The following is a 22,892-nucleotide window of genomic DNA, read 5'->3' on the forward strand; positions in this document are numbered from 1 at the left end:
CCGCACCGTCATCAGCCCCCCCCGCCGAACAGGCAGAAGCGCCTTTGCCCCTTAAAAAAAACCACGCCAGCTGCGGGCACCAGCATGGCCAGATCACGAAAGACCGTCCCCCAACCCGTGGTTTCCTCCCCGCCGGAGCCGAAACACCCGCAATCAAAGGTATAGCCCCGGGCAATGTTGGCCACAAGGGCCACCAGGAACAGCAGGAGCAGCCCTGAAATCACCCCGGCCGATGAGACGGGCCACACCCCGGCAAGGAGCGTGCCCCCCGCCAGCACCTCAATCCAGGGCAACACGATGGCCGTGATGTTCACCAGCTCTCCCGGAAGGATCCCGTAGCCGAAAACGGTCTTGGCAAATCCGTAAGGGTCCGCAATCTTCTGCGCCCCGGCGTAAATAAACAGCCCCCCAAGCACCCACCGGCACAGAAGCTCTGCCATCGCCAGAAAGGCGGCTCTCCGCCCCGAGGTTTCAGTCATGCCCGTCATCGCCCCTCCTCCACCGGCAAACCGGCCGCCGACCAGGCCGGCAGCCCGTCGGCAAATATGCGCACATCCGTGTAGCCCAGCTCCCTCAACATCGTTGCCAGCCGGTGGCTCTCATCACACAGCCGCCCCGAGCAGTAGGTAACAAGCCGGGTCTCGAAGGGATACGCATCGATAAAATCAAACAACAGGGCATCGAACTCATACACGGACAGGGTGACCGCGCCCTTGATATGTCCCTCCAGGTAACTCTCCGTGTTCCGGGCATCTACAAAGACAACCCCATCGTCCCAGAGCCCGCGGGCTTCATCCACGGTCTGGACAATAAGATCCTCTTCGTCTGATTCCGGTGCGGGGGTCACCACCCCCTCCTCGGCGTTCCACTGCCCCACAAGGGGAATACCGTCAGGGGAAAAGGCGTTCCACACCAGGGCAACGCCGGTTGAAGCAACCAGCAGCACCACCATTCGAATCAGGTACTTCATGGTGTCTCGCCTCCCCGGGCGGCTTGGGCCAGCCCCACCCACTCATCCTTCAACCGGAAGAGCCGGGCCTTCTTGGCTTCGGTCACGCGGGCCTGGGCCGTTTTCAGTCCGCGCGCCACCTCCTCGTCATCGGGGAATCGACAGAGAAGAAGCGCGTAGGCATCGCGCGCTTCCGTCACATGCCCCTGTGCCAGGTAGAGATCGGCCAGGGTCCGCGTCATCACAGGTTCGCTCACTCTGCAGCATCCTTTCCGTGAAATTTCACGACAATTTCATCTTCCGCCACCATGCCCAGCTCTTTTCGTGCGATGAACTCCAGGTACGCCGGGTCATGGTTCAGGCGCCTGATCTCCTTTTCCAAGTTGCGGTTCTCTTCGGCGATGCTCCGGTTCTCGGCCCGCCGGTCCGCAAGCTCCTTCTGCCTCTCGTTGAGATCGAGAAAGCCCCACTGCATAAACACCAGGGGAACCAGCAGCGCGATCAGCGCCAGCGCAAGCCCACCGCAGACAATCTTTTCCCTGCCTCCCACTAACGCCCCCTTTTCCTGTTGATGATCTGTTGAACCGTCAGCAGCTCCGGACTCTTGAGCAAACGGGCCGCCCCGAAGTAGACGCCAACCCCGGCTACAACCCCGAAGGCCGTTGAGACAGCCGCCGAAACAAAGGTGTAGCCCCCGTCGGGCGCCAGCCACACGAGCCCCTGCCACACAACACCGCCCATGATCAGGGAGGCCACGCCGCTCCGGGCCACCGATACCAGGATGGATCCATAGTCTAATTGAACCATTCCCCGTTTGACCAGCAGAAACACCAGAAGGAGAAAATTGGCCATGGATGACAGAGAGACGGCAAGGGCCAGACCGCGATGGGCCATGGGCCCCATGAGCAGGCAGCTCAGGGCGATATTCATGGCAATGGCCGCAACAGCTACCTGAACCGGGGTGCGGGTATCTTTGAATGCATAGTAAAGGGGAACCGTCACCCGCACGCAGGAGATGGCCCAGAGCCCCACCGCATAATAGAGCAGGGCATCGGCCGTCAGGGCAACAGCCGCAGCGTCAAAGGCCCCCCGACCGAAGAGAAGGGCGATGAGGGGATGCCTCAGCACCACCAGCCCCGCCGTGGCGGGAAGGGTTATAAACAGGGTGAAACGCAACCCGAAGCTGAAGGTCTCGGCCACCCCGGCAAGATCCTTGTCTGCCATCTGGCGGGAGAGAGACGGAAGCACGGCCGTGCCGATGGAGATGGCAAAGACTCCCAGGGGAAACTGCACCAGGCGATCCGCATAATACAGGCCGGTGATGCTCCCCGTATCCAGAAGGGAGGCCAGCATGGTGCCGATGAACATGTTCACCTGATACACCGCAGCCCCGAAGACCGCAGGCAGCATCAGGCGCCCCACCGTGGCCAGGGCCGGATGCCACACGGGCCCCGGTTTAAACACTTGAAAGCCCCGTCGCCACAGGACCGGCACCTGCATCCCCAGCTGGAGAAGCCCTCCAAGGAGTACCCCCCAGGCCAAAAAGATCACGCGCGTCTCTCCGTCCGAAGTCACCACCCCGCCCACCACAAGGGAGGCGATCATGGCAAGGTTCAGGGCCACCGGAGCCAGGGCCGGAGCCGCAAAATGGCCCAGCACGTTGAGGATCCCCATACACAGGGCCACAAGGCAGATAAACACCACATAAGGGAACATGATCCGGGACAGAAGCACGGTGAGTTCGAACTTGGCGGGGTCTCCTTTAAAGCCTGCGGCAATGGCCGAGACGATCCAGGGGGACGCCAGCACGCCGATCACCGCCACCACCGCCAGAATCAGGGAGAGCAGGCGCAGGGCGGCCCCGGCCATGCGATAGGCCTCCTGGCGACCGTCCCGGCTCAGGGTCTCGGTAAACACCGGGACAAAGGAGATGCTCAACGAGCCCTCGGCAAACAGGCGCCTCAGCATATTGGGTATGCGAAACGCGGCGATGAAAGCATCGGCCAGAGGACCCGCCCCGAAATAGTAAGCGGTCACCATATCCCTGACATACCCGAAAACCCGGCTGACCAGGGTGGCGCTCCCGACAATACCCGCAGCCCGGGTAACCTTTCCTTTTTCCGACATACGTTCCGATCCGGTTTGAAATAAGCGTAAGAGAGAAACATCCTGTGACAGGTCGCGGGGACCCTGACCTATCATTTAGTCCAAACCCCCTTGCCATGGCAACCCCTATAAAGCGCCCGTAAGCCGCCCGTCAGCCACTTTTTCCCTTGACACCCCCCATCAAACACTATAATTTTACCAAGTTAAATCACTGTCGGTTCCGTAACCCATGGACAGGAAAGGACATTCCTCCCTTTCCACCCCGTGCGCACATGGTGACGAACAGGTTTGCGGAGGCGTTTTTGCGAGGCGTTCTCCCAATAATCGCCTGATTTGTCGCGGTACCGTATAAAACACACAATCTTTTCAGGTGGCATTTCAATCCACGGTGCGCTTACCGCCGGGCCGGCAACATGCGTTGCAGGCACACCGGACAAAGGGTAGGCACGCGGCAAACCGGTACGGAATGAAACATCACCGTAAAAAAATTTTCGACGATAAAAGGAGTTAAGTCCTTGGCTAATCACAAATCGGCAAAAAAACGAGCTATCCAGAACGAAAAAAAGCGCATCCGCAACATGGCGGTCAAAACCCGCATGAAGAACGCCATTAAGGCCGTTCGTTCCGCAGAAGCCGAAAAGGCAGAGAACATGACGGACGTCCTGAACAAGGCAAAATCAGTGATTGATGTCGCCGCCAAGAAAGGCGTCATTCATAACAACACTGCCGCACGCAAGATCTCCCGCCTGACCAAGCTCATCAACGGCGCTCAAGCTTAAGACAGGCCAGCAGCCGCTTCGGTTGCGAACCAAAGTCTTCACGCTTTACATAAAAAGGCCCTCCGGTAGCACTCGCGAGATACCGGAAGGCCTTTTTTATTTTCTAAAGCAGCCTGCTCGATCCGTCCCTGCGGGTCACCCTCTTCCCAAAAGCCTTCTCACCACAACAAGCCACAAAAAAAGCCTCCGGCATGGCTGCCGGAGACCGTTTTTTTGTTTCAGCGCATCGCCATCCCTTAGAACCTCTGGGTCAATCCTGCCCAGACATTCTCCGCAAGATCTTCCGCCGCCTCGTCAAGGGCCGCGTTGCGGGAGGATGTGGAGTCCGACCCGGGGGTGACGCTGTACGTTTCCGTCCCCGTCACCGACGCCCGCTGCCAGATCACCGCGCCGTCCTCATCGGCAAGCCTGAAGGACGCCGTGATCGTCACGCGCTCTTCAGTGCCGTCCCCGTCGCTGTTTCGGGTGATGGTGGATGTGGAGACCGTTCGAATCTCCCCGGTGAGGGAGCCGGATCGCCCGGTACACCCCACAGCAGCATCCGCCCCTGCGGAAATGGCCTCGGAGACCACGGCGCTTGCCACCATGGGACCAAGGCGAACATCGGCCGACCGGTTCTCCGGAACCGCCACGCACAGGCCGCTCACCCCGCCCGGAAGGGTCCCCCTCCCGGTAAGTTGATAGCCGCACCCCGTCACAGCAACAGCCGCCAGCAGAGCCACAGCCACCGTTTTCCATGCAAAAACCCGTTTCATGGACACTCCCTTCTACTTCTGATGCGGCCGCCCGTCCCCACAGGGAAAGGACGGCCGCCAAGGATTAAACCACAATGTTGACAAGCTTGCCCGGAACCACGATCACCTTGCGGACCTCTTTGCCCTCGATGAACTTTTTCACCGCCGCATCAGAAAGGGCCATCTCCTGGACCTCGTCCTTTGAGGCACCTGCGGGCACCTGGAACTTACTCCTCAGCTTGCCGTTGACCTGCACCACGATGAGCACCTCGTCGGAGACAAGGGCATCCTCGCGGTATTCGGGCCAGGGCTGATCCATGAGGAGCCCCTGGCCGGACAGTTTCGTCCAGAGCTCTTCGGTGACATGGGGCGACACGGGGTTGAGAAGAAGAATAACGGTCTCCGCCGCCCGCTTCATCACATCCTGCCTCAGGGACGCGTCGCCGTCCACGGCATACATGCTGTTCACAAGCTCCATCACCGCGCTGATGGCGGTGTTGAAGTGGAACTTGCCTTCCACGTCATCCGTCACCTTCTTGATGGTGGCGTTGATCTTGGTGTAAAGCTCCCGGCTCTTGCCGGAAAGATCGGCCGCAGGACCATGATAGGCCTCAACACCGGCAAAGGCCTCCTGCTTGCCCGTAATGATGCGCCACACGCGCCCGATGAACTTAAAGCATCCCTCGACGCTCTCGTCATTCCACTCCAGGTCCTTTTCAGGGGGAGCAGCAAAAAGACAGAAGAGGCGCGTTGTGTCCGCGCCGTAGCGATTGAGGAGCACATTGGGGTCGATGACGTTTTTCTTGGACTTGGACATCTTGATGACCCGCCCCACCTCCACGGGAGACCCGCAGAGTTTACACACGACACTTCCGTCTTCGGCCTTCTCGGTATCCGTGGGGAACACCCACTTGTGGTTGGGGCACGACAGGGTCTCTTTGGTCACCATGCCCTGGGTCAGGAGCCGTGTAAAGGGCTCGGAGAACTCAACGAGCCCGAGATCACGCATCACCCGGGTGAAATAACGGGAGTAGAGCAGGTGAAGGATGGCATGCTCCACGCCGCCGATGTACTGATCCACGGGCATCCAGTAGGCCACCTTCTCCTTGTCCACCATGCCCTCGGTGTACTCGGGGCAGCAGTAGCGGGCAAAGTACCAGGAGGACTCCACAAAGGTATCCATGGTGTCGGTGTCGCGTCGCGCTTCGGTGTTGCCGCATTTGGGGCAGGTCACCTTATTGAAATAGTCGAGGGCCCCCAGGGGAGAGCCTCCAGACTCCAGAAGCTGGGCGTCCTCGGGCAGCACAATGGGAAGGTCCGACTCAGGAACCGGCACCGCACCGCAGCTGTCGCAGTGGATCATGGGAATGGGCGTTCCCCAGTACCGCTGACGGGACACACCCCAGTCCCTCAGGCGGAACGAAACAGTCTTCTTCCCGATGCCCCGCTCCTCCAGGGAGTTGGTGATGGCCTCTTTGGCTTCTGCATTGGCCATGCCGTCGAACTCGCCGGAGTTCACCATCACGCCGGCACCCGCATAGGCCTCTTCCATGGTGGCGCCGTCAAGAGCCTCCCCTTCGGGGCTCACCACAACCTTCACCTCCAGGCCGTATTTGCGGGCAAAGTCGAAGTCACGCTGGTCGTGGGCCGGAACCGACATTACCGCCCCGGTGCCATACTCCATCAGGGCGAAGTTGGCGGCATAAATGGGCATCTTGTACCCGGTAAGGGGGTTGATGCAGTAAGCACCGGTGAAGACCCCCTCTTTCTCGTAGTTCTCAAGGGCCTTGCTGGAGCGCTCCTGCTTGAGGATGCGGTCCACAAAGGATGCCACGGCCTCTTCCTGCTCCGTGCCCCTGGAAAGAGCCGCCACCATGGGATGCTCCGGCGCCAGACACATAAAGGTGGCACCGAAAAGGGTATCCGGGCGCGTGGTAAAGACCGAGAGAGGCTCTTTGCCCCCTTCCACCTCGAAGGTCACCTCCGAGCCCACGCTCTTGCCGATCCAGTTCTTCTGCATGGTGGTGACGCTGTCCGGCCAGCCGTCGAGCTTGTCGCAGTGAACCAGGAGATCCTCTGCGTAGTCGGTGATCCGGAAAAACCACTGCCAGAGCTTTTTCTGCTGCACGTTTTCCCCGCAGCGCCAGCAGCAGTCGTTTTCCACCTGCTCATTGGCCAGTACCGTGTGGCAGGACTCACACCAGTTGACGTACGACTCCTTGCGGTATGCCATCCCCTTTTCGACCATTTTGATAAAGAGCCACTGCTCCCACCGGTAATACTCCGGGGTGCAGGTGGCGATCTCTCGGTCCCAGTCGTAGCTGAGCCCGATGCGCTTCAGCTGGCTGCGCATGGTGTCGATGTTGGCATAGGTCCACGCGGCGGGGTGGGTGTTGTTGTCGATGGCGGCGTTCTCCGCAGGCATGCCGAAGGCATCCCATCCCATGGGGTGGAGCACGTTGAAGCCCCGCATTTTTTTGTACCGGGCCACCACGTCGCCGATGGTGTAGTTCCGGACATGCCCCATGTGGATATTGCCCGACGGGTATGGAAACATCTCCAGCAGGTAATACTTTTCTTTTTCAGGATCCTCGACCACCCGAAACGAGCCTTCGTCGGCCCAGCGCTGCTGCCATTTGGACTCAATCGAGTCCGGGAGATACTTATCTTCCATTATATTTCAAACCTCCAGAGTGCGTGTGATATTGCAAGTGGATTCAGAGTCGTGGGCGCAAGGTTCCCAACAAACGCAAATGCGCCAAACAAATTTAAATGCCATAATCATAGATAAATGGCAAGCAAAAGGCCTGCCACGCAGCCCGTTGGCCCCCGTCCAGCCGGGAAAAACCGGGCCCCCCGCCCCCTGTGCCCCGGGAGGTTTAATATTGACTTGCCTCCGACAATCCCCTATTTAATGAGAACAAACATGAACGCTGCTTATGGGACAACCAACCGGCGGGCACATGGCGAGGGCCATGGTGCATACAGCTCCCCGGCCCTGTGCAGCGATCGATGGCAGTGAAAAGAACACCGGGCTTCGAAACGGTCGAAGCCCCTTATTGCAGGGCGGCCCCCATCAAAGCCATGGAGCCGGCCATTCACCAATTTCGCGTCTTTTCACAAAATCATGATGCCTCCGTCTTGAGTCACGACCCGACACCGCGGGCAACGCACCCGTGCTGAGAGAGGTCGAGAAAGCCGCTTCGCAGGCCATCATACAAATCACAACCACCGGATCAGAAGCATCCCCGGAGAGGCAGCTGCCCACCGTTTCGTTTTTTGGTTTGCATACGACCAAAAACCCACCCGAGTCAGCGGTAACGAGCTCCGGCACGATGTTGCTACCCGCTGCAGACCCATCCCGCATATTCCACCACCAGGCGCAATGGAGGAGACGATAACGGGTTGGAGGCTGTCAGCTGCTTCAAGGGCCACTATGCTTGGCAAACTTGCCGCGCACCCACATTCCCATCGCAGAGCCCTGCCGGGTACCGCTCCTTCTTCAGATCCCTATCTCACGTTCGCTAAGGACAACACATTACTATGACAAGTAAAATCCTCATCAACTCGGTTGACCCGGAAGAGTGCCGGATCGCCAAAGTCACCAATTCGCGCCTTGAAGAGTTTCACCTGGAGACCACCTCGCGCGAGAGCATCCAGGGCAACATCTACAAGGCCGTGGTCACACGCGTTGAACCAAGCCTTCAGGCCGTCTTCGTTGATTTCGGCAGCGAAAAAAACGGTTTTCTCCAAAAGCAGGAGATCCACAACTCGTACTTCCAGCAGACCGGTGAACACGAAAAAAACCTCACCCGGCTCATCAAGCGCGGCCAGGAGCTCATCGTCCAGGTGACCAAGAACCCCATCATGAACAAAGGGGCCATGCTCACCACCTTCATCTCCCTGCCCGGCCGCCACGCAGTACTCATGCCCGGAAGCAGCAACCGGGGCGTCTCCCGCCAGATTGAAGACGAAAAGGAGCGCAACCGCTTAAAAGAGATCATCGGCAAGCTCAAGCTGGCCGACGGCTACGGACTCATCGTCCGCACCGCCGGGGAAAACTGCAACAAGACCATGATCTCCAAGGATGTCACCTACCTCACCAAGGTATGGAAAGACCTGAACAAACAGGCAGCCAACACCCCCGGCCCGTCCCTGCTCTTCAAAGAGAAGAACCTGGCCGTGCGGGCCATCCGGGACTACCTCACCGACGATGTGTCCGAAATTCTGGTGGACAACCCGGATGCTTTCAAGGAGATCAAGGAGTTCATTCGCCTCATCGCCCCCAAGCACGTAAAGCTGACCCGGCTTTACACCGGCGACAAGCCCATCTTCACCAAGCACCAGCTTGAAAACCAGATCGCCTCCATTTTCGAGAGCCGCGTCTCCCTGAACTCCGGCGGATCCATTGTCATCGACCAGACCGAGGCCCTGGTGGCCATCGACGTCAACTCCGGCAAAGGCACCCAGAAGAAGAACATCGAGCAGACCGCCCTGATGACCAACCTGGAAGCCGCCGAAGAGGTGGCCCGCCAGCTCAGGCTGCGCGACCTGGGCGGCCTCATCGTCATCGACTTCATCGACATGAAGGAGCCTAAAAACAGGGGCGCAGTGGAAGCCAAGCTCAAGGAGAACCTGAAGTCGGACAAGGCCCGCACCAAGGTGGGGCGCATTTCGCGGTTCGGCCTCCTGGAGATGTCCCGCCAGCGCATCCGCCCCTCCATTGAATTCGGGAGCATGGTCCCCTGCCAGCACTGCAAGGGAAAGGGCATGATCCTCTCCACGGAGACCGTGGCCCTGGCCTTCCTGCGAAAGCTGAGCCTGGAGACCCTGAAGGACGGCATCACCACTGCCAAGGGCTACGTGCCCCCGGACGTGGCCGTCTACCTCCTCAACAAAAAGCGTGCGGAGATCCTCGACATCGAGATCAAACGCAGCATCTCCATCGCCATTGAGGGCAACGCGTCCATGGTCCATGGAGACAGCCGGATCATCTGCGAATAACCCCGCAGGAAAGCGATCCGTTGCAGCACCGGCCGAAAAAGAAGCAACCGCGGCCCCCTTCGGCTCACACCGAGGGGCCGTCGCGGGCCGCCCCACAGCCCATTTGTGTTGACACCCGAGGCTCTTTTACTGTATCTGTTGGGCAGTTTGCGCAGGGCCGGACACGCGGTTTATCGTGCAGATTTATTGATACCGCCGCACCCGGTGTCCCCCTTTTCGGTCGCCGAAGACAACGACCGTTCTAGATAAGAAATTGAGTGCATGTCCTGACGATGCAGACATGCACAGGGCTTTTTCACAAAGCCGTCATACACAAACCCCTTTGATCCATATAAAGGAGTATCATGTTCACCAGCACCGCATACGCCATGGGAACCCAGGGCGCCGCCGGAGGGCAGCAGGGAGGCTTTGCCGCCTTTGTTCCCCTTATTTTGATGTTCGTCATTTTTTATTTTCTCCTGATCCGTCCCCAGCAGAAAAAAGCCAAAGCGCACCAGGAGATGATCAACGCCGTTAAAAAAGGCGACAAAGTGGTCACTTCAGGCGGCATCCACGGCACCATCGTCAAGGTGGATGATGCAACGGTCACCCTTGAAATTGCCGAAAAGGTGAACATCAAGGTGATCCGGGCCAACATCAGCGTCAAGCTCTGATCCGCCCGCCGCGTTGATCCACGATTGCCCCCATAGCGAATAAAAAGCACATAAGGTGCCCTGAGCGCCTTGTGTGCTTTTATATTCTTTCTTGTTCGAACAGCTTTTACCAGAGTGAGCACCCAGGGGACAGTGACTCTTTCGTTGAAATCCGCTTAAAACCAGACCCTGACCTTGAGCATGTTTTCACGCGATCACCAACACCCATCGGGCTGAGAGGAAGCACCATTGAAGAATCTATCCTGGAGACTGATAGCGGTTCTTGTGGTTATCATCATGGCTGCCGTGTACATCCTTCCCACGGCAACCATGTACATTAAAGGGACGAGTGAGCCCGAGATATGGCCCCACAAAAAGATCAACCTGGGCCTCGACCTTCAGGGCGGTATGCACCTGGTTCTGGAAGTCCAGACCGAAAAGGCCGTTGAAAACGCCATGTCCCTGAAGATATCCGACATTCGCCAGGCCCTTCGCAAACACACCATGAAAAACAGGGGCGTCACCCTGGTGCCCCAGAGCACAAAGCTCCACGTCAAACTCCTCTCTGCAGATGACCTGACGGCCTTCAGGGGTATCATTGCCGACGATTTTGATGTGCTGAACCATAAGCGACACCTCCGAAAACGGCAGCATCACCCTGGTGACCCTGTCCATGAAAGCCGATGAAGCCGAGCGCGTCAGAAAATTCGCCGCGGACCAGGCCCTTGAGACCATCCGAAACCGTATTGACGAATTCGGGGTCAGCGAGCCCGACATCCGCAAGCAGGGTGACGATCGCATCCTCATCCAGCTTCCCGGGGTCACCGACACAAAAGCGGCCAAGGACCTCATCGGCAAGACAGCCATCCTTGAATTCCGCCTGGTGGATGAAAACGCGGATGTGCAGGCAGCCCTGGCCTCCCATGCACCGGCAGGAAGCGAGCTGCTCAATCTGGTCCACAAGGATCCCGTCAGCGGTGTGGAATCATCCACTCCCATGCTGATCAAAAAGCGCGTCCTCCTCACCGGGGACTCCACCATCCCGGATCCTTTTCGACAACATGACCAACGAGCCCTACGTCTCCATTGAGTTCGACCGCAAAGGGGCACGTATCTTCGGTAAGATCACCGGCGCCAACATCAACAAGCGGCTGGCCATCGTCCTGGACGACACCGTCTACTCTGCCCCGGTTATCAGGGACCGAATTGCCGGCGGACGCGCCCAGATTACCGGCGGGTTCACCATGGAAGAGGCTCGCGTCCTCTCCATCGCCCTGCGCGCAGGCGCCCTCCCCGCCCCCGTCAAGATCCTTGAAGAGCGAACCGTCGGTCCCACCCTGGGCGCCGACTCCATCCGCAAGGGGATCTGGTCCATGCTCATCGGGGGCCTGGCCGTCATCGTCTTCATGGTTGTTTATTACAAAGGTTCCGGCCTCATCGCAGACGTGGCCCTGATCCTCAACGTCCTGCTCATTGCAGCGGGGCTGGCCGCCTTTCAGGCGACCCTTACCTTGCCGGGCATCGCGGGCATTATCCTGACCATCGGCATGGCCGTGGACGCCAACGTGCTCATCTTTGAGAGGATACGAGAAGAGCTGAACCTCGGCCAGAGTCCCATGGCTGCCGTGGAGGCGGGCTTCGATAAGGCGACCCTCACCATTCTGGACGCCAACGTCACCACGCTCATCGCCGCCATGGTCCTCTTCCAGTTCGGCTCCGGACCGGTGAAAGGCTTTGCCGTCACCCTCGGCATCGGTATCCTCTCCAGTCTCACCCTGTGGTATCCAGACTGCTGTTTGATTCCATCTTGCAGAAGGCGAACGTGAAAACCCTGAGCATTTAGCCCTTAGTGAGGAGATATCCCAAATGCAGTTCATCAAAGAGACCAACATCAACTTCACCGGCGTCAAGAAGATCGCGTTCTGCGTCTCCCTGACCCTGATCGCCGTCAGCATCATCTCGCTGTTTATCCACAAAGGGCCGCGCTACGGCGTCGACTTCTCCGGCGGCAGCGCCGTGCAGGTCAAATTCACCGATACTGTGGACATCGCAGCCGTCAAAAAAGGCCTCAAGCCCGCCGGACTCGAAGGCGCTTCGGTTCAGCGTTTCGGCAGCGACAGCGACCATGAGTTCCAGATCCGGACCAAGCAGGCGTTCATGACGGACAGCAGCTTTGCTCCCAAGGTCAAGCAGGCCCTGGGCGAAAGTACCGGCGTGGAAGTCAAGGACCTGAGCCTCGATATGGTGGGCCCCCAGGTCAGCAAGGACCTGCGCCAAAAAGCCCTTCTGGCCATGTTCTACGCCCTTTTGTTCATCATCATCTATATCTCGGGTCGATTTGAACTGAAATGGGGCCTCTCCGGAGCCTTGGCCGCCATCCTGGGTGGCGTGGTCTACGGGGTAACCCAGCTTCAGTCCATCGCCTTTGTCAGCTCGAGCATGCCCTTTCTCATTGTCCTTGCCCTTGTGATCAGCATCATCTTCTGCTGGTACCTGGAGCTGAAGTACGCCATGGGGGCCATCATCGCCCTGGTCCACGACATCACCATCACGGTGGGGATCTTCTCGCTGCTCGACGTCGAGTTCACCCTGCCCATCGTGGCGGCACTCCTGACCATCATCGGCTACTCGCTCAACGACACCATCATCGTCTTTGACCGAATCCGTGAAAACGGGAAGAAGTACACCAAAAAGCCCCTGGACTTCATCATCAACCGCAGCGTCAACGAGACCCTGAGCCGCACCATCCTCACCTCGCTGACCACCCTGGTGGTGGTGGTGGCCCTGTATGTCCTGGGCGGCGGGGTCATCCATGATTTCGCCTTTGCCATGATCATCGGCGTTGTCACGGGAACGTACTCCTCCATCTATGTGGCCAGCCCCATTCTCCTGGCCTGGAAAACAGACGAGAACTGATCACCGACACCTCGCATCTCTTCCGCCGGCTGGGCCACCCAGCCGGCGGCACCTCCCCTTCCCCTGCGGCGCTTTTTGCTTTGCATTCCACGATCCATTCTGGTAGCTTTTTCTGACATATTTTGTCCGCCTGCATCCCTGGGGCACCCCCCGCCAAAGAGATGCAGCAATCCGGCGCCGGGTGCTTTGTCGCACGCCGACCCGCCCCCCCACTTTTATTTGCACAGGAGTTTATACACGGATGATGAAGGCAACGGCCAAGAGACGAGACAGATTCCCCGGAAAATCCGCCGCAGCGGCAGTCATCATTGCCCTTCTTGTCGCCCCAGGGTGCAAAACGGTTCAGCACAGGCGCGACCCCGGAACAGCCACCCTGGCCCGCGAGCTGCAGGAGACCCGCCAGAAGATGAACGAGATGCATCACCGTCTCTCGGTCATGCAGTTCATGGTGGACAGCCACGAACGAGCCCTGGCCGATCTGGAAAGAACGTCGCCCCTGCCCGCAGAGCCCCCCATGGTGCCCATCGCCCCGGCCGAGCCCGCCGTCAAGGCACCTGCCATCACCGAGGAGTCCTCCACTCCTGCCATGGTGGCAGCTCCGGTGCCTGCCAAGACTAAAAAGTCCGATAAGGGCAACCTTGCCAGCCGAACCTACACCGACGCCTTTGCCGCCATGAAAGAGGGAAACCATGACAAGGCGCTCCTGCTTTTCCGGGAAGTTGCGGAAAAATGGCCCAATGACAACCTGGCCGACAACGCCATTTACTGGTCCGGTGAAATCCACTATACTGAGAGAAATTATTCGGCCGCCATCAGCTCGTTCCGGACACTCCTGAAAAAATACCCCAAAGGCAGTAAAGTCCCCGATGCCCTGCTCAAAACCGGGTACTCGTTCCTTGCTTTAAATGACAAGGAATCCGCAAGAAAATACCTGAAGCGGGTGGTCATGGAGCACCCCTTCACCCCGTCGGGCGCCAAAGCGGAAAAAGCGCTCAATTCCCTGGACGATAACTAAGGGTTCACGCACCAAACACAACGCCCCCTTGTGACCCGGCCCGACGGCGCCGCCCTTTTTGGGTTCAAAGCGCCCGAGCCGGGCCACCGACGCTCCCCCCGGCCCCGTCGCGTCACGCCCTGTTGGTGGCTGAGCCCACGATCTCGAACGATTCGGATCTTATACCGATGAACCTTCTGCCCTGGTTCGCCCTCAAGGAAGTCCCCGGCGTCGGGAACCTGCTGTTCAAACGATTGATACAGGCCTTTGGAAACCCCGAAACGGTCTTTGAAGCCGACGCGAAAAGCCTGGTTCGAGTGGATGGCATCTCCCATCGCCTTGCCGAGGCCATCCGCACCCACAGGCTCAGCGACCGTGCCCGTCGCAGCCATGACCGGGCCCGTGACGCAGGAATCACCCTCCTGCCCCTGACCCACGGGGATTATCCGCGACTTTTGGCGACCATTCACGATCCGCCACCCCTGCTCCAGATCTCGGGCCATTTAGACCCCGAGTCGGCCATGGTGGCCCTTGTGGGCTCTCGAAAAGCCACCTCCTACGGCCTCAACAATGCTTCGGACCTGGCAGGAGAACTCGCCGGTTCCGGGTTCACCGTGGTCAGCGGCCTGGCACGGGGCATCGACACGGCAGCCCACAAAGGCGCCCTTGCAGCACAGGGACACACCGTTGCCGTTCTGGGCTGCGGCCTGGGCAGGATCTACCCTCCGGAAAACAGGCGGCTGGCCGATGCCATTGCCCGCTCCGGTGCCCTGATCTCCGAATTTGATTACGACAGCTCACCCGAGGCCCACCATTTTCCCATGCGCAACCGCATCATCAGCGGCCTCAGCCTGGGAACCGTGGTGGTGGAAGCCTCCCTGAAAAGCGGCTCCCTTATCACCGCCCGCTGCGCGGCCGACCAGAACAGAGAAGTCTTTGCCGTTCCGGGCCACATTCGCGCCTCCCAGAGCGCCGGTACCCACCACCTCATTCGGGAGGGGGCTAAACTGGTGGCGTCGTCGGCAGATATAACGGAAGAATTCGCGGCCCACATCCACGCCGCCAAAAAAACAACGTCAACACACCGTGATCTCAGCTATTCCAAGCCGAATCAAAACCCGAAGAAACCGGACCTGTCGAAATTTTCTCTTGATCATGAGGAGATCTCTGTATTAAAGGTCCTTGACTTGTATCCGTCTCATATTGACGATATTTTACAAAATGTTCCCATGGGGGCGGGTCGCCTCTCCGCCGTGTTGTTGAGCCTCGAATTAAAAGGCGTGGTGGTACGATCCCCCGGAAAACTCTTTTCGCTGAAAGAGGAGAAATCGTGAGCAAACCCCTGGTTATCGTGGAGTCCCCCACCAAGGTGCGGACCCTCAAAAAATATATTGGAAAAACCTACAATGTTGCGGCCACCTCAGGTCACATCAAAGACCTGCCCCCCCGGGAGATGGGCATTGACATTGAAAAGGGGTTTAAGGCCAAGTATCTCCAGATCAAAGGCAAGTCCAAGGTCATCAAGGAACTCAAGGCCGCCGCGGAAAATGCCACCGAGATCTATCTCGCCCCTGACCCCGACCGCGAAGGAGAGGCCATTGCCTTCCACACGGCCGACATCCTCAAGGGAAAGGATCGCACCTTTAAAAGGGTCCTCTTTCACGAGCTGACCAAGCGCGGCATCGAAGAGGCCTTAAATAACCCCACAGAGCTCAACTACAACCGCTACGACGCCCAGCAGGCCCGGCGTATCCTCGACCGGCTCGTGGGGTACCAGGTCTCCCCCCTGCTCTGGAAAAAGGTTCAGGGTGGGCTCAGCGCAGGGCGTTGTTCTCCGTTGCCGTTCGCATCATCTGCGAACGCGAGCATGCCATCCACCGGTTTGAGCCCGAAGAGTACTGGAGCATTGCCGCCGAACTCAAAGGCCAGGCCGACAGCTCCTTCGTGGCCAAGCTGACCAAGGTGGACGGCAAAAAAGCCGAGATCAAAAACGGCGATGCCGCCCATGCCATGGTGGACGAACTGCGGGACAATCCCTACAAGGTAGAGAAAATCACCCGCCGCACCAAAAAGCGGAATCCCCTGCCCCCCTTCACCACCAGTAAACTCCAGCAGGAGGCCATCAACCGCCTCCGCTTCTCTGCGCGTAAAACCATGAGCGTGGCCCAGCAGCTCTACGAAGGGGTGGAACTCGGCCCGGGCGAACCCGTCGGCCTCATCACCTACATGCGTACCGACTCCACGCGTATCGCCAACGAGGCGGCCGTGGAAGCCGGAGAGTTCATCCGGGGGAAATTCGGCAACGATTACGCCATCGACGCACCCCGCTTCTTCAAGAACAAGAACAAAGCCCAGGACGCCCACGAGGCCATCCGCCCCACCAGCGTCTTCAACACCCCGGAAAAGGTCGCAGCCTACCTGGACGAGGATCAGCGCCTTCTCTACACCCTCATCTGGAAACGCTTCATCGCCTCCCAGATGCAGCAGGCCCTCATCGACCAGGTCAGCGTGGGCATTGCCTCGGGCCGGTTTACCCTGTCCGTCTCCGGCTCCACGGTCCGGTTCCCCGGCTTCATGACCCTCTACACCTACGATGAAGGCAAAAAAGAGGACGACAAGAAGCAGCACCTGCCCGAACTGGCCGAAGGCGAGGCCCTTTCGCTGCTCAACCTGGATCCCAAGCAGCACTTCACCTCCCCGCCCCCCCGTTTCTCCGAAGCCTCCCTTGTCAAGGAGCTGGAAGAGAACGGCATCGGGCGTCCGAGTACCTACGCCACCATCCTCTCCACCATCCGGAACAAAGGGTACGTGGAGCTGGTGAACCGCTACTTCCGCCCCAGCGAACTCGGGTTCATCGTCAACGACCTGCTGGTGGCCAACTTCCCGGATGTCTTCAACGTGGAGTTCACGGCCAGCTTCGAAAACAACCTGGACAAGGTGGAAGCCTCGGAGATCGACTACCTCACCCTCTTAGGTGAATTTTACTCCTCCTTCGACAAGGAGCTGGAAGAGGCCACCGCCAACATGATCAGCATCAAGGGCGTAGGCATCGAGACCGAGCTCACCTGCCCCAAATGCAACAAAGAGAAGCTTCACCTCAAGATCGGCCGAAACGGCACCTTCATCGCCTGCAACGGGTATCCCGAGTGCGACTACTCCCGAAACTACGAGCGGGACGACAAGGGCGTCATCCACCCCATCGAGCCCTCCTTTGAACTGGCCGAAGGGAAGGTCTGCGACAAGTGCGGCAAGCCCATGCTCCTCAAGCAGGGCCGCTACGGCGAGTTCCTGGCATGCAGCGGCTACCCCGACTGCAAGAACACCATGGGAGTCAACGGCGACGGCGGCTCGGGATCCGGCGCAGACACCGGGGTCCCCTGCCCTGAAAAGGGATGCGACGGCACCATCGTGGAGAAGCGCTCCAAGCGGGGCAAGGTGTTTTACGGGTGCAACAAGTACCCGGACTGCAGCTTTGCCATCTGGGACAAGCCCATTCCCCGCCCCTGTGACCTCTGCGGAGCCCCTTACCTGGTGGAAAAAACCACCAAGCGCGACGGCACCTTCCTGAAGTGCCTCACCGAGGGCTGCGGCTTCAAGGAGCCCGTGGAAAAGAAAGAGGAAGCCTGATTCCCGGCATGGCCCGGAAATAAAAAAGGGCCCATCCGGAAGGATGGGCCCTTTTTTCGTTCGGTGACACAGCGCCATGGGCGCCGATGCTTATTTTTTCACACGCTCAGAGTACTCTCCGGTACGGGTATCGATGCGGATAACCTCGCCTTCGTTCACAAAGGGAGGCACCTGGATCTCATAACCGGTTTCCACGGTGGCAGGCTTGTAGTTGTTGGTGGCGGTATCGCCCTTGACCCAGGGATCGCACTTGGTGATCAGCAGCTCCACAAAGTTGGGAAGGGTCACGCCGATGGCGCGCCCGTCAAACATGAGTACGGAGCACTTGGTGTTCTCCTTGAGCAGGGGAATGACGTCTGCGACCTGGTCTGCGGAGAGAAACTCCTGCTCGTAGTTCTGGGTGTCCATGAAGCTGTAGGCATCCCCGTCAAAATAGAGATACTCCATCTCACGCTCTTCCAGGCTTGCTTTGGTAAATTTTTCACCGGAGCGGTAGGTCCTGTCAAACTGAGTGCCGTTGATCATGTTCTTGAGTTTGCACTTGTAAAGCGCCTGGCCCTTACCGGGCTTTACGAACTCAAACTGAACAATCACATAGGGTTCACCGTCAATCTCAAGTTTGAGGCCTTTTCGCAGTTCGCCACATTCAATCATCGTCTGCCTGTCCTTGTCTTTTTTTCATGGCCCGCATCGTCCGGGCCCGTTGATATCATCTGTTCTGATGGATCACAGGAGAGAATCGCCGCGTCTCGCGCACAGTGGGGCCGTCCCGACGACGTGACAACGGCCCGTCACCCTTCAGGTGCAGGGGCTGAGCAACCACGCATTCGGCCCGATCTCTTCCATGTCCCTTTTACCGACTGCAACGCCCCCTGGCTTGAAACACAGACGGCTCACCGTTTTTTTACCACATGAAGCCCCCATTGGCAACGCCGGGCCCCTGAGGACGGGGGATGATCCCCTTTCCATTTTTTCCCTGATATGGTAAATGCACGGATTAAAGTGAAGACCATCGGTTTCACAAAAAAAGGCACCACGTCCGATGTCCCTGTAAACCCTACAAAAAAGCATCCGACAACTGCGGTGCCGCCCCTGGAAGAAAGGCAACATCGCACTTTATCTGCAAAGCGACCAAACATAAAAGGAATATCATGATATTAATCATCGATTTCGGCTCACAATTCAACCAGCTCATCGCACGCCGCGTCCGTGAGTTCAACGTGTACTGCCAGGTGGACGCCCCGACCGTCGCCACCCTGGATTACATCAAGGAACTCAAGCCCGAGGGCATCATCCTTTCCGGTGGTCCCTGCAGCATCTACGATGAAAACAGCCCCCAGGTAGACAGCGCCATCTTCGACCTGGGCATCCCGGTCCTGGGCATCTGCTACGGGATGCAGTTCATGGTCAGCACCCTGGGCGGCGAGGTCAAGCGCTCCGACAAGCGCGAGTACGGTTTTGCCGAGCTCTCCATCAAAGAGCCCTGCCGCATCTTCGAGGGGATCGAGTCCCCGACCCAGTGCTGGATGAGCCACGGAGACTCCATCACCCAGCTTCCCGAAGGTTTTGTGCCCACCGGCACCACCGACAACACCCCCTTTGCAGCGGCAGCCGACCCGGCCCGTAAATTCTACGGCCTGCAGTTCCACCCCGAAGTGGAGCACTCCCTCAAGGGCCGCGAGATGCTCTCCAACTTCCTCTTCGACGTCTGCAAGTGCGAGCGCACCTGGACCATGGAGAACGTCGTCAAATCCTCCGTGGAGGAGATCAAGGCCACCGTGGGCGACAAAAAGGTGATCCTGGGCCTCTCCGGCGGCGTGGACTCCACCGTTGCCGCCGTGCTGATCCACAAGGCCATCGGCAGGAACCTCACCTGCATCTTCGTGGACAACGGCCTCATGCGCCTCAACGAGCGTGAAAAGCTGGAAGAGTCCCTCACCGACAAGCTGGACCTGAACATCAAGTTCGTGGATGCCTCCGAGCGGTTCCTCACCGCCCTGGACGGCGTCTCCGACCCTGAGCAGAAGCGAAAGCTCATCGGCAACATCTTCATCGACGTCTTTGAAGACGAAGCCTCCAAAGTGGAAGGGGCCGAGTTCCTCGGCCAGGGCACCCTCTACCCGGATGTCATCGAGTCCCAGTCCGTATTCGGCGGTGCCTCGGATGTCATCAAGTCCCACCACAACGTGGGCGGCCTCCCCGAGGACATGAAGCTCAAGCTCGTAGAGCCCCTGAAGTACCTCTTCAAGGACGAAGTCCGCGCCCTGGGCGAAGAGATGGGCATCCCCGACGACCTGGTCTGGCGCCAGCCCTTCCCCGGCCCCGGCCTGGGTATCCGCGTCCTGGGCGAGATCACCAAGAGACGCCTCGACATCCTGCGGGAAGCCGACGCCATCATCGTGGAAGAGATCAAAAAGGCCGGATTCTACAAGAAGGTCTGGCAGTCCTTTGCCGTTCTGCTCCCCATCAAGAGCGTGGGCGTCATGGGCGACCAGCGAACCTACGACTACACCGTGGCCATGCGCGCCGTCACCAGCAAGGACGCCATGACCGCCGACTGGGCACGCCTCCCCCACGACCTTTTGGCCCGCATCTCCAACCGGGTGATCAACGAAGTCAACGGGGTCAACCGCATGGTGTACGACATCACCTCCAAACCCCCAGGAACCATTGAATGGGAATAGGCCCGTATGGACAAGAAAAACGACGAACGGTTCGTGTTCGGGTCCGACAACAGGGATGAGCCGGTGAACTTAGGAGAACCCGAACGTTCCCGGCTGGACAGCCTCAACCTCAAGGTGACGCTCATCGCCGTCATCATGCCCTGCCTCATCGGCATCGTGATGATCTTCGGCTATGTGGACATGAACCGGAGGATGGCGGCGTTCAAAGACACCGGCTCCAAGGAGGTGCGCAGCGCCTCCAAGGACATGGAGCGCATGGTCTCCTCCCTCCAGGTCAAAAACGCCCGGCTTGAAAAACTCCTGGGCGAAGAACTGGGGGGCATCAAGACCCGGATCAGAACCCTGGAGAAAAAGGTCGGAAAAGCCCAGAAGGATGTTGACTTCATCGTGGCCACCCGGCTCACCAAGAAACAGACCGAGACCCGATTGGGCGCCCTTACCGGCCGACTGGATAAAAACGACAAGGCCCTGGCCCTGGCCCAGTCCGATGTGGACGAAGCCATCGACCGCACCCGGAAGCTGGAGAAGAAAAGCGCGGCCGACGCCAAAGGGATCACACGGCTCAAAGCCGACCTTGCCGCTGCCCGCAAAGAGCTCACCCAGCTCTCCGGCTCCTTGCCCTCCCTGGCGGAACTCGACAAGCGCCTGAAGAAGGAGCGCATCCTCCTTCAGGTCCGCATTGACGAGGTACGCACCGCCCTCGGCGCCCGCATGGACGCCCTTGAAAGGGAGAGTCACGCCACTCCGGAACCGGCAGCGCCGGCAGCTCCTCCTGCGGAGACACCCCCGCCCGCCTCACCGGCAGGCACCATCAGCGAGCAGGAGATCGGCGGCTGACCCGTCGTTTCCCGCCAGCCATACACCAACCCAAGGGGCCATGCCGCGGCATGGCCCCTTTTGCTTACAGGAGCCCATGACCTCCAGCGCCGAAGACATCGAACGGCTCTTTTCCGCATCGCGGGGTTACAACGCCCTGTTTCTCGCCGCCGGTGCCCTGGAAAATGCCTGCGAGGAAAGCCCGGAGAACCTGACGGAAGAAGGGGCCCGAATGCTCCTCGCCTGCCTGGCAGACCCCCGGTTCGAGAACCGGCGCACCGCCTACTTCTTCTACGAACGCCTGGCGCATGTCCTCACCGACACCGCGTGGAAGCTGGGCCCGGACCATCCCGTTGCCCGGCTGGCCCTGCATGGTGTCAGCACCCTGTGCGGTGAGGCATCGGGCCCCCGTCACATGGCCGTCTGCACGGCCTGCCGCTGCCTTGCCCCCCGGGAGGCTGCCCTTCCTCCTGCCGGGCCATGCCCCGCCCCGGCCCTTCGGCCCCTGGCCGAGGCGCTCAGGCCTTCCCATTTCCCCCGAACACCGCGGCCCACCCTGCGGGCCGCAGCCTTCTCTTCCATCACCGCTCCCAGACCCTGGTCATCAAATGCGCCCGTCCCGGTGAAGACCCGGCAGGTCTGTCCGCCGAATGGTACTGGATGCGCGCCCTGGCCTCCATACTCCCCGCAGGATCCCACGTCCCCACCCCGGTGGGCCCTGCCCTCATGCGCATGACGGGGCTTCCCCCGGAAGCGGCATCGGATACGGCCATGGCCTTTCTCACCACACCGGCCTACTTCACCTACCCCAACGAGCCCACGGCCCCCATGGAGACGAAGCAAGCCACGGAGGTCCTTAAAACAGCGGCGTTTCTCTTCGGGCACCTTGCCGCCCGGGGCATTCTTCACACCGCACCGGTCCCTCTCTTCCACAACCGCGTCCAGACCGACCGCAGGGACGACGAGGGAATTTATCTGTGGCAGAAGGGAGGGCGGCTGGACCGCTGGCTCGCCTCCTGCCGGTTTCCCAACTTCGGCCTCTCCGGACTCAGGGATTTTGAGCACATGGAAACCGTGCCGGAACTCTCCTTAAGTGACACCTACCGCACCATGGGGGACCAGATCCTGAGCCTCCTCCTGGTGGCGGGGAGCCATTTCCGAAGCAGGGAGGGCGAAGCAGGCCCCTCCCCTTCCCCCGGCCGCACCGATCACCGGTCTCTCTTTTCCCAGGACAAACTCACCGCCATGCTGGCGGCCATTGCAACCGGGTACTACAGGGGATATACGGGAAAGGATCAGGGTCACTTCTGTTCAACGGATATCAAGGCCCTGGCCCGGCGAATGACAGACGAAATGGGGGAGGATCGCCACATGGAAGAGATCCTGCGGGCACGGGACCAGCAGACCATGACGGAGGAAGCTTTCAGGGATTTCTTGATGGAACGGGGCTACAGCGAGGAGGAGGCGCAATGCGTGCAAAAGGGGGTGGCCGACATCATCCTCACGGCCCCCACCTCAGCCAAATTCAATGGAAAAATATCCTGTCCTGAATTAATTGAGTTTACGGCCACCCTCGCATCCATTACAATAACCGACGGGTTTCTGGCAAAGGCACCGTAACCCGTCCCCAGGGTCTACAGAAACAAGGAGA

Annotated in this window: 22 protein-coding genes; 14 read left to right on the forward strand and 8 right to left on the reverse strand. The window is 59.3% G+C overall.

Annotation, left to right across the window (positions count from 1 at the left end; translation table 11 throughout):
• Positions 1-11 precede the first annotated feature (11 nt).
• The 5 genes from ACOYW1_RS13550 to murJ are packed head-to-tail and all read right to left on the reverse strand — an operon-like array spanning position 12 to position 3,076.
• Entirely contained in the window at positions 12-488 is a 477-nt protein-coding gene (locus ACOYW1_RS13550; protein WP_482423212.1) for a MauE/DoxX family redox-associated membrane protein, read from the reverse strand.
• Positions 485-970 (reverse strand): rhodanese-like domain-containing protein, encoded by a 486-nt coding sequence (locus tag ACOYW1_RS13555; protein ID WP_482423213.1) that lies wholly within the window; start codon positions 968-970, stop codon positions 485-487. Before ACOYW1_RS13555 ends, ACOYW1_RS13550 begins: the two co-directional genes overlap by 4 nt.
• Positions 967-1,206: a tetratricopeptide repeat protein gene (locus ACOYW1_RS13560; protein WP_482416049.1), complete on the reverse strand. Its 240-nt coding sequence runs from the start codon at positions 1,204-1,206 to the stop codon at positions 967-969. Before ACOYW1_RS13560 ends, ACOYW1_RS13555 begins: the two co-directional genes overlap by 4 nt.
• Positions 1,203-1,499 carry an FtsB family cell division protein gene (locus ACOYW1_RS13565; protein ID WP_482423214.1) on the reverse strand — a complete coding sequence of 99 codons (297 nt, stop codon included), beginning with the start codon at positions 1,497-1,499 and terminating at the stop codon, positions 1,203-1,205. The genes ACOYW1_RS13560 and ACOYW1_RS13565 overlap by 4 nt, the downstream gene beginning before the upstream one ends.
• Entirely contained in the window at positions 1,499-3,076 is a 1,578-nt protein-coding gene (gene murJ, locus ACOYW1_RS13570) for a murein biosynthesis integral membrane protein MurJ (RefSeq protein WP_482423215.1), read from the reverse strand. The genes ACOYW1_RS13565 and murJ overlap by 1 nt, the downstream gene beginning before the upstream one ends.
• A gap of 494 nt (positions 3,077-3,570) precedes the next feature.
• On the opposite strand from murJ, the gene rpsT reads away from it, so the two are divergent.
• On the forward strand, positions 3,571-3,834 hold the full coding sequence (gene rpsT / locus ACOYW1_RS13575; RefSeq protein ID WP_482416046.1) for a 30S ribosomal protein S20: 264 nt from the start codon (positions 3,571-3,573) through the stop codon (positions 3,832-3,834).
• A 236-nt stretch (positions 3,835-4,070) separates the two neighbouring features.
• Here the strand turns inward: rpsT and lptE are convergent, their stop codons facing one another.
• Positions 4,071-4,589: an LPS assembly lipoprotein LptE gene (lptE, locus tag ACOYW1_RS13580; protein WP_482416045.1), complete on the reverse strand. Its 519-nt coding sequence runs from the start codon at positions 4,587-4,589 to the stop codon at positions 4,071-4,073.
• Between the two features lie 64 nt (positions 4,590-4,653).
• Positions 4,654-7,242: a leucine--tRNA ligase gene (gene leuS, locus ACOYW1_RS13585; RefSeq protein ID WP_482423216.1), complete on the reverse strand. Its 2,589-nt coding sequence runs from the start codon at positions 7,240-7,242 to the stop codon at positions 4,654-4,656.
• 869 nt (positions 7,243-8,111) lie between these two features.
• On the opposite strand from leuS, the gene ACOYW1_RS13590 reads away from it, so the two are divergent.
• The 10 genes from ACOYW1_RS13590 (at position 8,112) to topA (ending at position 17,741) form a co-directional block, all read left to right on the forward strand.
• Positions 8,112-9,572: an Rne/Rng family ribonuclease gene (locus ACOYW1_RS13590; RefSeq protein WP_482416043.1), complete on the forward strand. Its 1,461-nt coding sequence runs from the start codon at positions 8,112-8,114 to the stop codon at positions 9,570-9,572.
• Between the two features lie 344 nt (positions 9,573-9,916).
• The gene (yajC, locus tag ACOYW1_RS13595) at positions 9,917-10,225 is read left to right on the forward strand and encodes a preprotein translocase subunit YajC (RefSeq protein WP_180141616.1); all 309 of its coding nucleotides are present in this window, start codon (positions 9,917-9,919) and stop codon (positions 10,223-10,225) included.
• Positions 10,226-10,453: 228 nt separating this feature from the next.
• Positions 10,454-10,891: a hypothetical protein gene (locus ACOYW1_RS13600; protein ID WP_482423217.1), complete on the forward strand. Its 438-nt coding sequence runs from the start codon at positions 10,454-10,456 to the stop codon at positions 10,889-10,891.
• Entirely contained in the window at positions 10,878-11,294 is a 417-nt protein-coding gene (locus ACOYW1_RS13605) for a hypothetical protein (protein ID WP_482423218.1), read from the forward strand. Before ACOYW1_RS13600 ends, ACOYW1_RS13605 begins: the two co-directional genes overlap by 14 nt.
• Positions 11,266-12,030 carry a protein translocase subunit SecD gene (gene secD, locus ACOYW1_RS13610; RefSeq protein ID WP_482423219.1) on the forward strand — a complete coding sequence of 255 codons (765 nt, stop codon included), beginning with the start codon at positions 11,266-11,268 and terminating at the stop codon, positions 12,028-12,030. The genes ACOYW1_RS13605 and secD overlap by 29 nt, the downstream gene beginning before the upstream one ends.
• A gap of 40 nt (positions 12,031-12,070) precedes the next feature.
• On the forward strand, positions 12,071-13,120 hold the full coding sequence (gene secF / locus ACOYW1_RS13615) for a protein translocase subunit SecF (RefSeq protein ID WP_482416041.1): 1,050 nt from the start codon (positions 12,071-12,073) through the stop codon (positions 13,118-13,120).
• 241 nt (positions 13,121-13,361) lie between these two features.
• Positions 13,362-14,135, forward strand: a complete 774-nt coding sequence (ybgF, locus tag ACOYW1_RS13620) for a tol-pal system protein YbgF (protein ID WP_482423220.1) — start codon at positions 13,362-13,364, stop codon at positions 14,133-14,135.
• 167 nt (positions 14,136-14,302) lie between these two features.
• Complete coding sequence (dprA, locus tag ACOYW1_RS13625) at positions 14,303-15,448, forward strand: DNA-processing protein DprA (protein WP_482423221.1); 1,146 nt, start codon at positions 14,303-14,305, stop codon at positions 15,446-15,448.
• Complete coding sequence (locus tag ACOYW1_RS13630; RefSeq protein ID WP_482423222.1) at positions 15,445-16,071, forward strand: toprim domain-containing protein; 627 nt, start codon at positions 15,445-15,447, stop codon at positions 16,069-16,071. The genes dprA and ACOYW1_RS13630 overlap by 4 nt, the downstream gene beginning before the upstream one ends.
• The gene (gene topA, locus ACOYW1_RS13635) at positions 15,987-17,741 is read left to right on the forward strand and encodes a type I DNA topoisomerase (protein ID WP_482423720.1); all 1,755 of its coding nucleotides are present in this window, start codon (positions 15,987-15,989) and stop codon (positions 17,739-17,741) included. The genes ACOYW1_RS13630 and topA overlap by 85 nt, the downstream gene beginning before the upstream one ends.
• Positions 17,742-17,831: 90 nt before the next feature.
• Here the strand turns inward: topA and efp are convergent, their stop codons facing one another.
• The gene (gene efp / locus ACOYW1_RS13640; protein WP_482416037.1) at positions 17,832-18,395 is read right to left on the reverse strand and encodes an elongation factor P; all 564 of its coding nucleotides are present in this window, start codon (positions 18,393-18,395) and stop codon (positions 17,832-17,834) included.
• Between the two features lie 497 nt (positions 18,396-18,892).
• On the opposite strand from efp, the gene guaA reads away from it, so the two are divergent.
• The 3 genes from guaA to ACOYW1_RS13655 all read left to right on the forward strand — a co-directional run bounded on the left by guaA (position 18,893) and on the right by ACOYW1_RS13655 (position 22,861).
• Positions 18,893-20,425, forward strand: coding sequence for a glutamine-hydrolyzing GMP synthase (gene guaA / locus ACOYW1_RS13645; RefSeq protein ID WP_482416036.1), 1,533 nt, complete (start codon positions 18,893-18,895; stop codon positions 20,423-20,425).
• Between the two features lie 6 nt (positions 20,426-20,431).
• Complete coding sequence (locus ACOYW1_RS13650) at positions 20,432-21,262, forward strand: hypothetical protein (RefSeq protein ID WP_482423223.1); 831 nt, start codon at positions 20,432-20,434, stop codon at positions 21,260-21,262.
• 459 nt (positions 21,263-21,721) lie between these two features.
• Positions 21,722-22,861 (forward strand): SidJ-related pseudokinase, encoded by a 1,140-nt coding sequence (locus ACOYW1_RS13655; protein WP_482423224.1) that lies wholly within the window; start codon positions 21,722-21,724, stop codon positions 22,859-22,861.
• Positions 22,862-22,892 lie beyond the last annotated feature (31 nt).

It is taken from the genome of Desulfoluna sp. CYM3A (assembly GCF_056829965.1).

Excerpts from the sequence above, each read along its gene's own strand:
- ACOYW1_RS13550 (WP_482423212.1), bottom strand. The coding sequence starts at position 488 with ATGACGGGCATGACTGAAACCTCGGGGCGGAGAGCCGCCTTTCTGGCG.
- ACOYW1_RS13555 (WP_482423213.1), bottom strand. The coding sequence starts at position 970 with ATGAAGTACCTGATTCGAATGGTGGTGCTGCTGGTTGCTTCAACCGGC.
- murJ (WP_482423215.1), bottom strand. The coding sequence starts at position 3,076 with ATGTCGGAAAAAGGAAAGGTTACCCGGGCTGCGGGTATTGTCGGGAGC.
- lptE (WP_482416045.1), bottom strand. The coding sequence starts at position 4,589 with ATGAAACGGGTTTTTGCATGGAAAACGGTGGCTGTGGCTCTGCTGGCG.
- leuS (WP_482423216.1), bottom strand. The coding sequence starts at position 7,242 with ATGGAAGATAAGTATCTCCCGGACTCGATTGAGTCCAAATGGCAGCAG.
- ACOYW1_RS13590 (WP_482416043.1), top strand. The coding sequence starts at position 8,112 with ATGACAAGTAAAATCCTCATCAACTCGGTTGACCCGGAAGAGTGCCGG.
- yajC (WP_180141616.1), top strand. The coding sequence starts at position 9,917 with ATGTTCACCAGCACCGCATACGCCATGGGAACCCAGGGCGCCGCCGGA.
- ACOYW1_RS13605 (WP_482423218.1), top strand. The coding sequence starts at position 10,878 with ATGAAAGCCGATGAAGCCGAGCGCGTCAGAAAATTCGCCGCGGACCAG.
- secD (WP_482423219.1), top strand. The coding sequence starts at position 11,266 with ATGACCAACGAGCCCTACGTCTCCATTGAGTTCGACCGCAAAGGGGCA.
- secF (WP_482416041.1), top strand. The coding sequence starts at position 12,071 with ATGCAGTTCATCAAAGAGACCAACATCAACTTCACCGGCGTCAAGAAG.
- ybgF (WP_482423220.1), top strand. The coding sequence starts at position 13,362 with ATGATGAAGGCAACGGCCAAGAGACGAGACAGATTCCCCGGAAAATCC.
- dprA (WP_482423221.1), top strand. The coding sequence starts at position 14,303 with ATGAACCTTCTGCCCTGGTTCGCCCTCAAGGAAGTCCCCGGCGTCGGG.
- efp (WP_482416037.1), bottom strand. The coding sequence starts at position 18,395 with ATGATTGAATGTGGCGAACTGCGAAAAGGCCTCAAACTTGAGATTGAC.
- guaA (WP_482416036.1), top strand. The coding sequence starts at position 18,893 with ATGATATTAATCATCGATTTCGGCTCACAATTCAACCAGCTCATCGCA.
- ACOYW1_RS13650 (WP_482423223.1), top strand. The coding sequence starts at position 20,432 with ATGGACAAGAAAAACGACGAACGGTTCGTGTTCGGGTCCGACAACAGG.
- ACOYW1_RS13655 (WP_482423224.1), top strand. The coding sequence starts at position 21,722 with ATGCCCCGCCCCGGCCCTTCGGCCCCTGGCCGAGGCGCTCAGGCCTTC.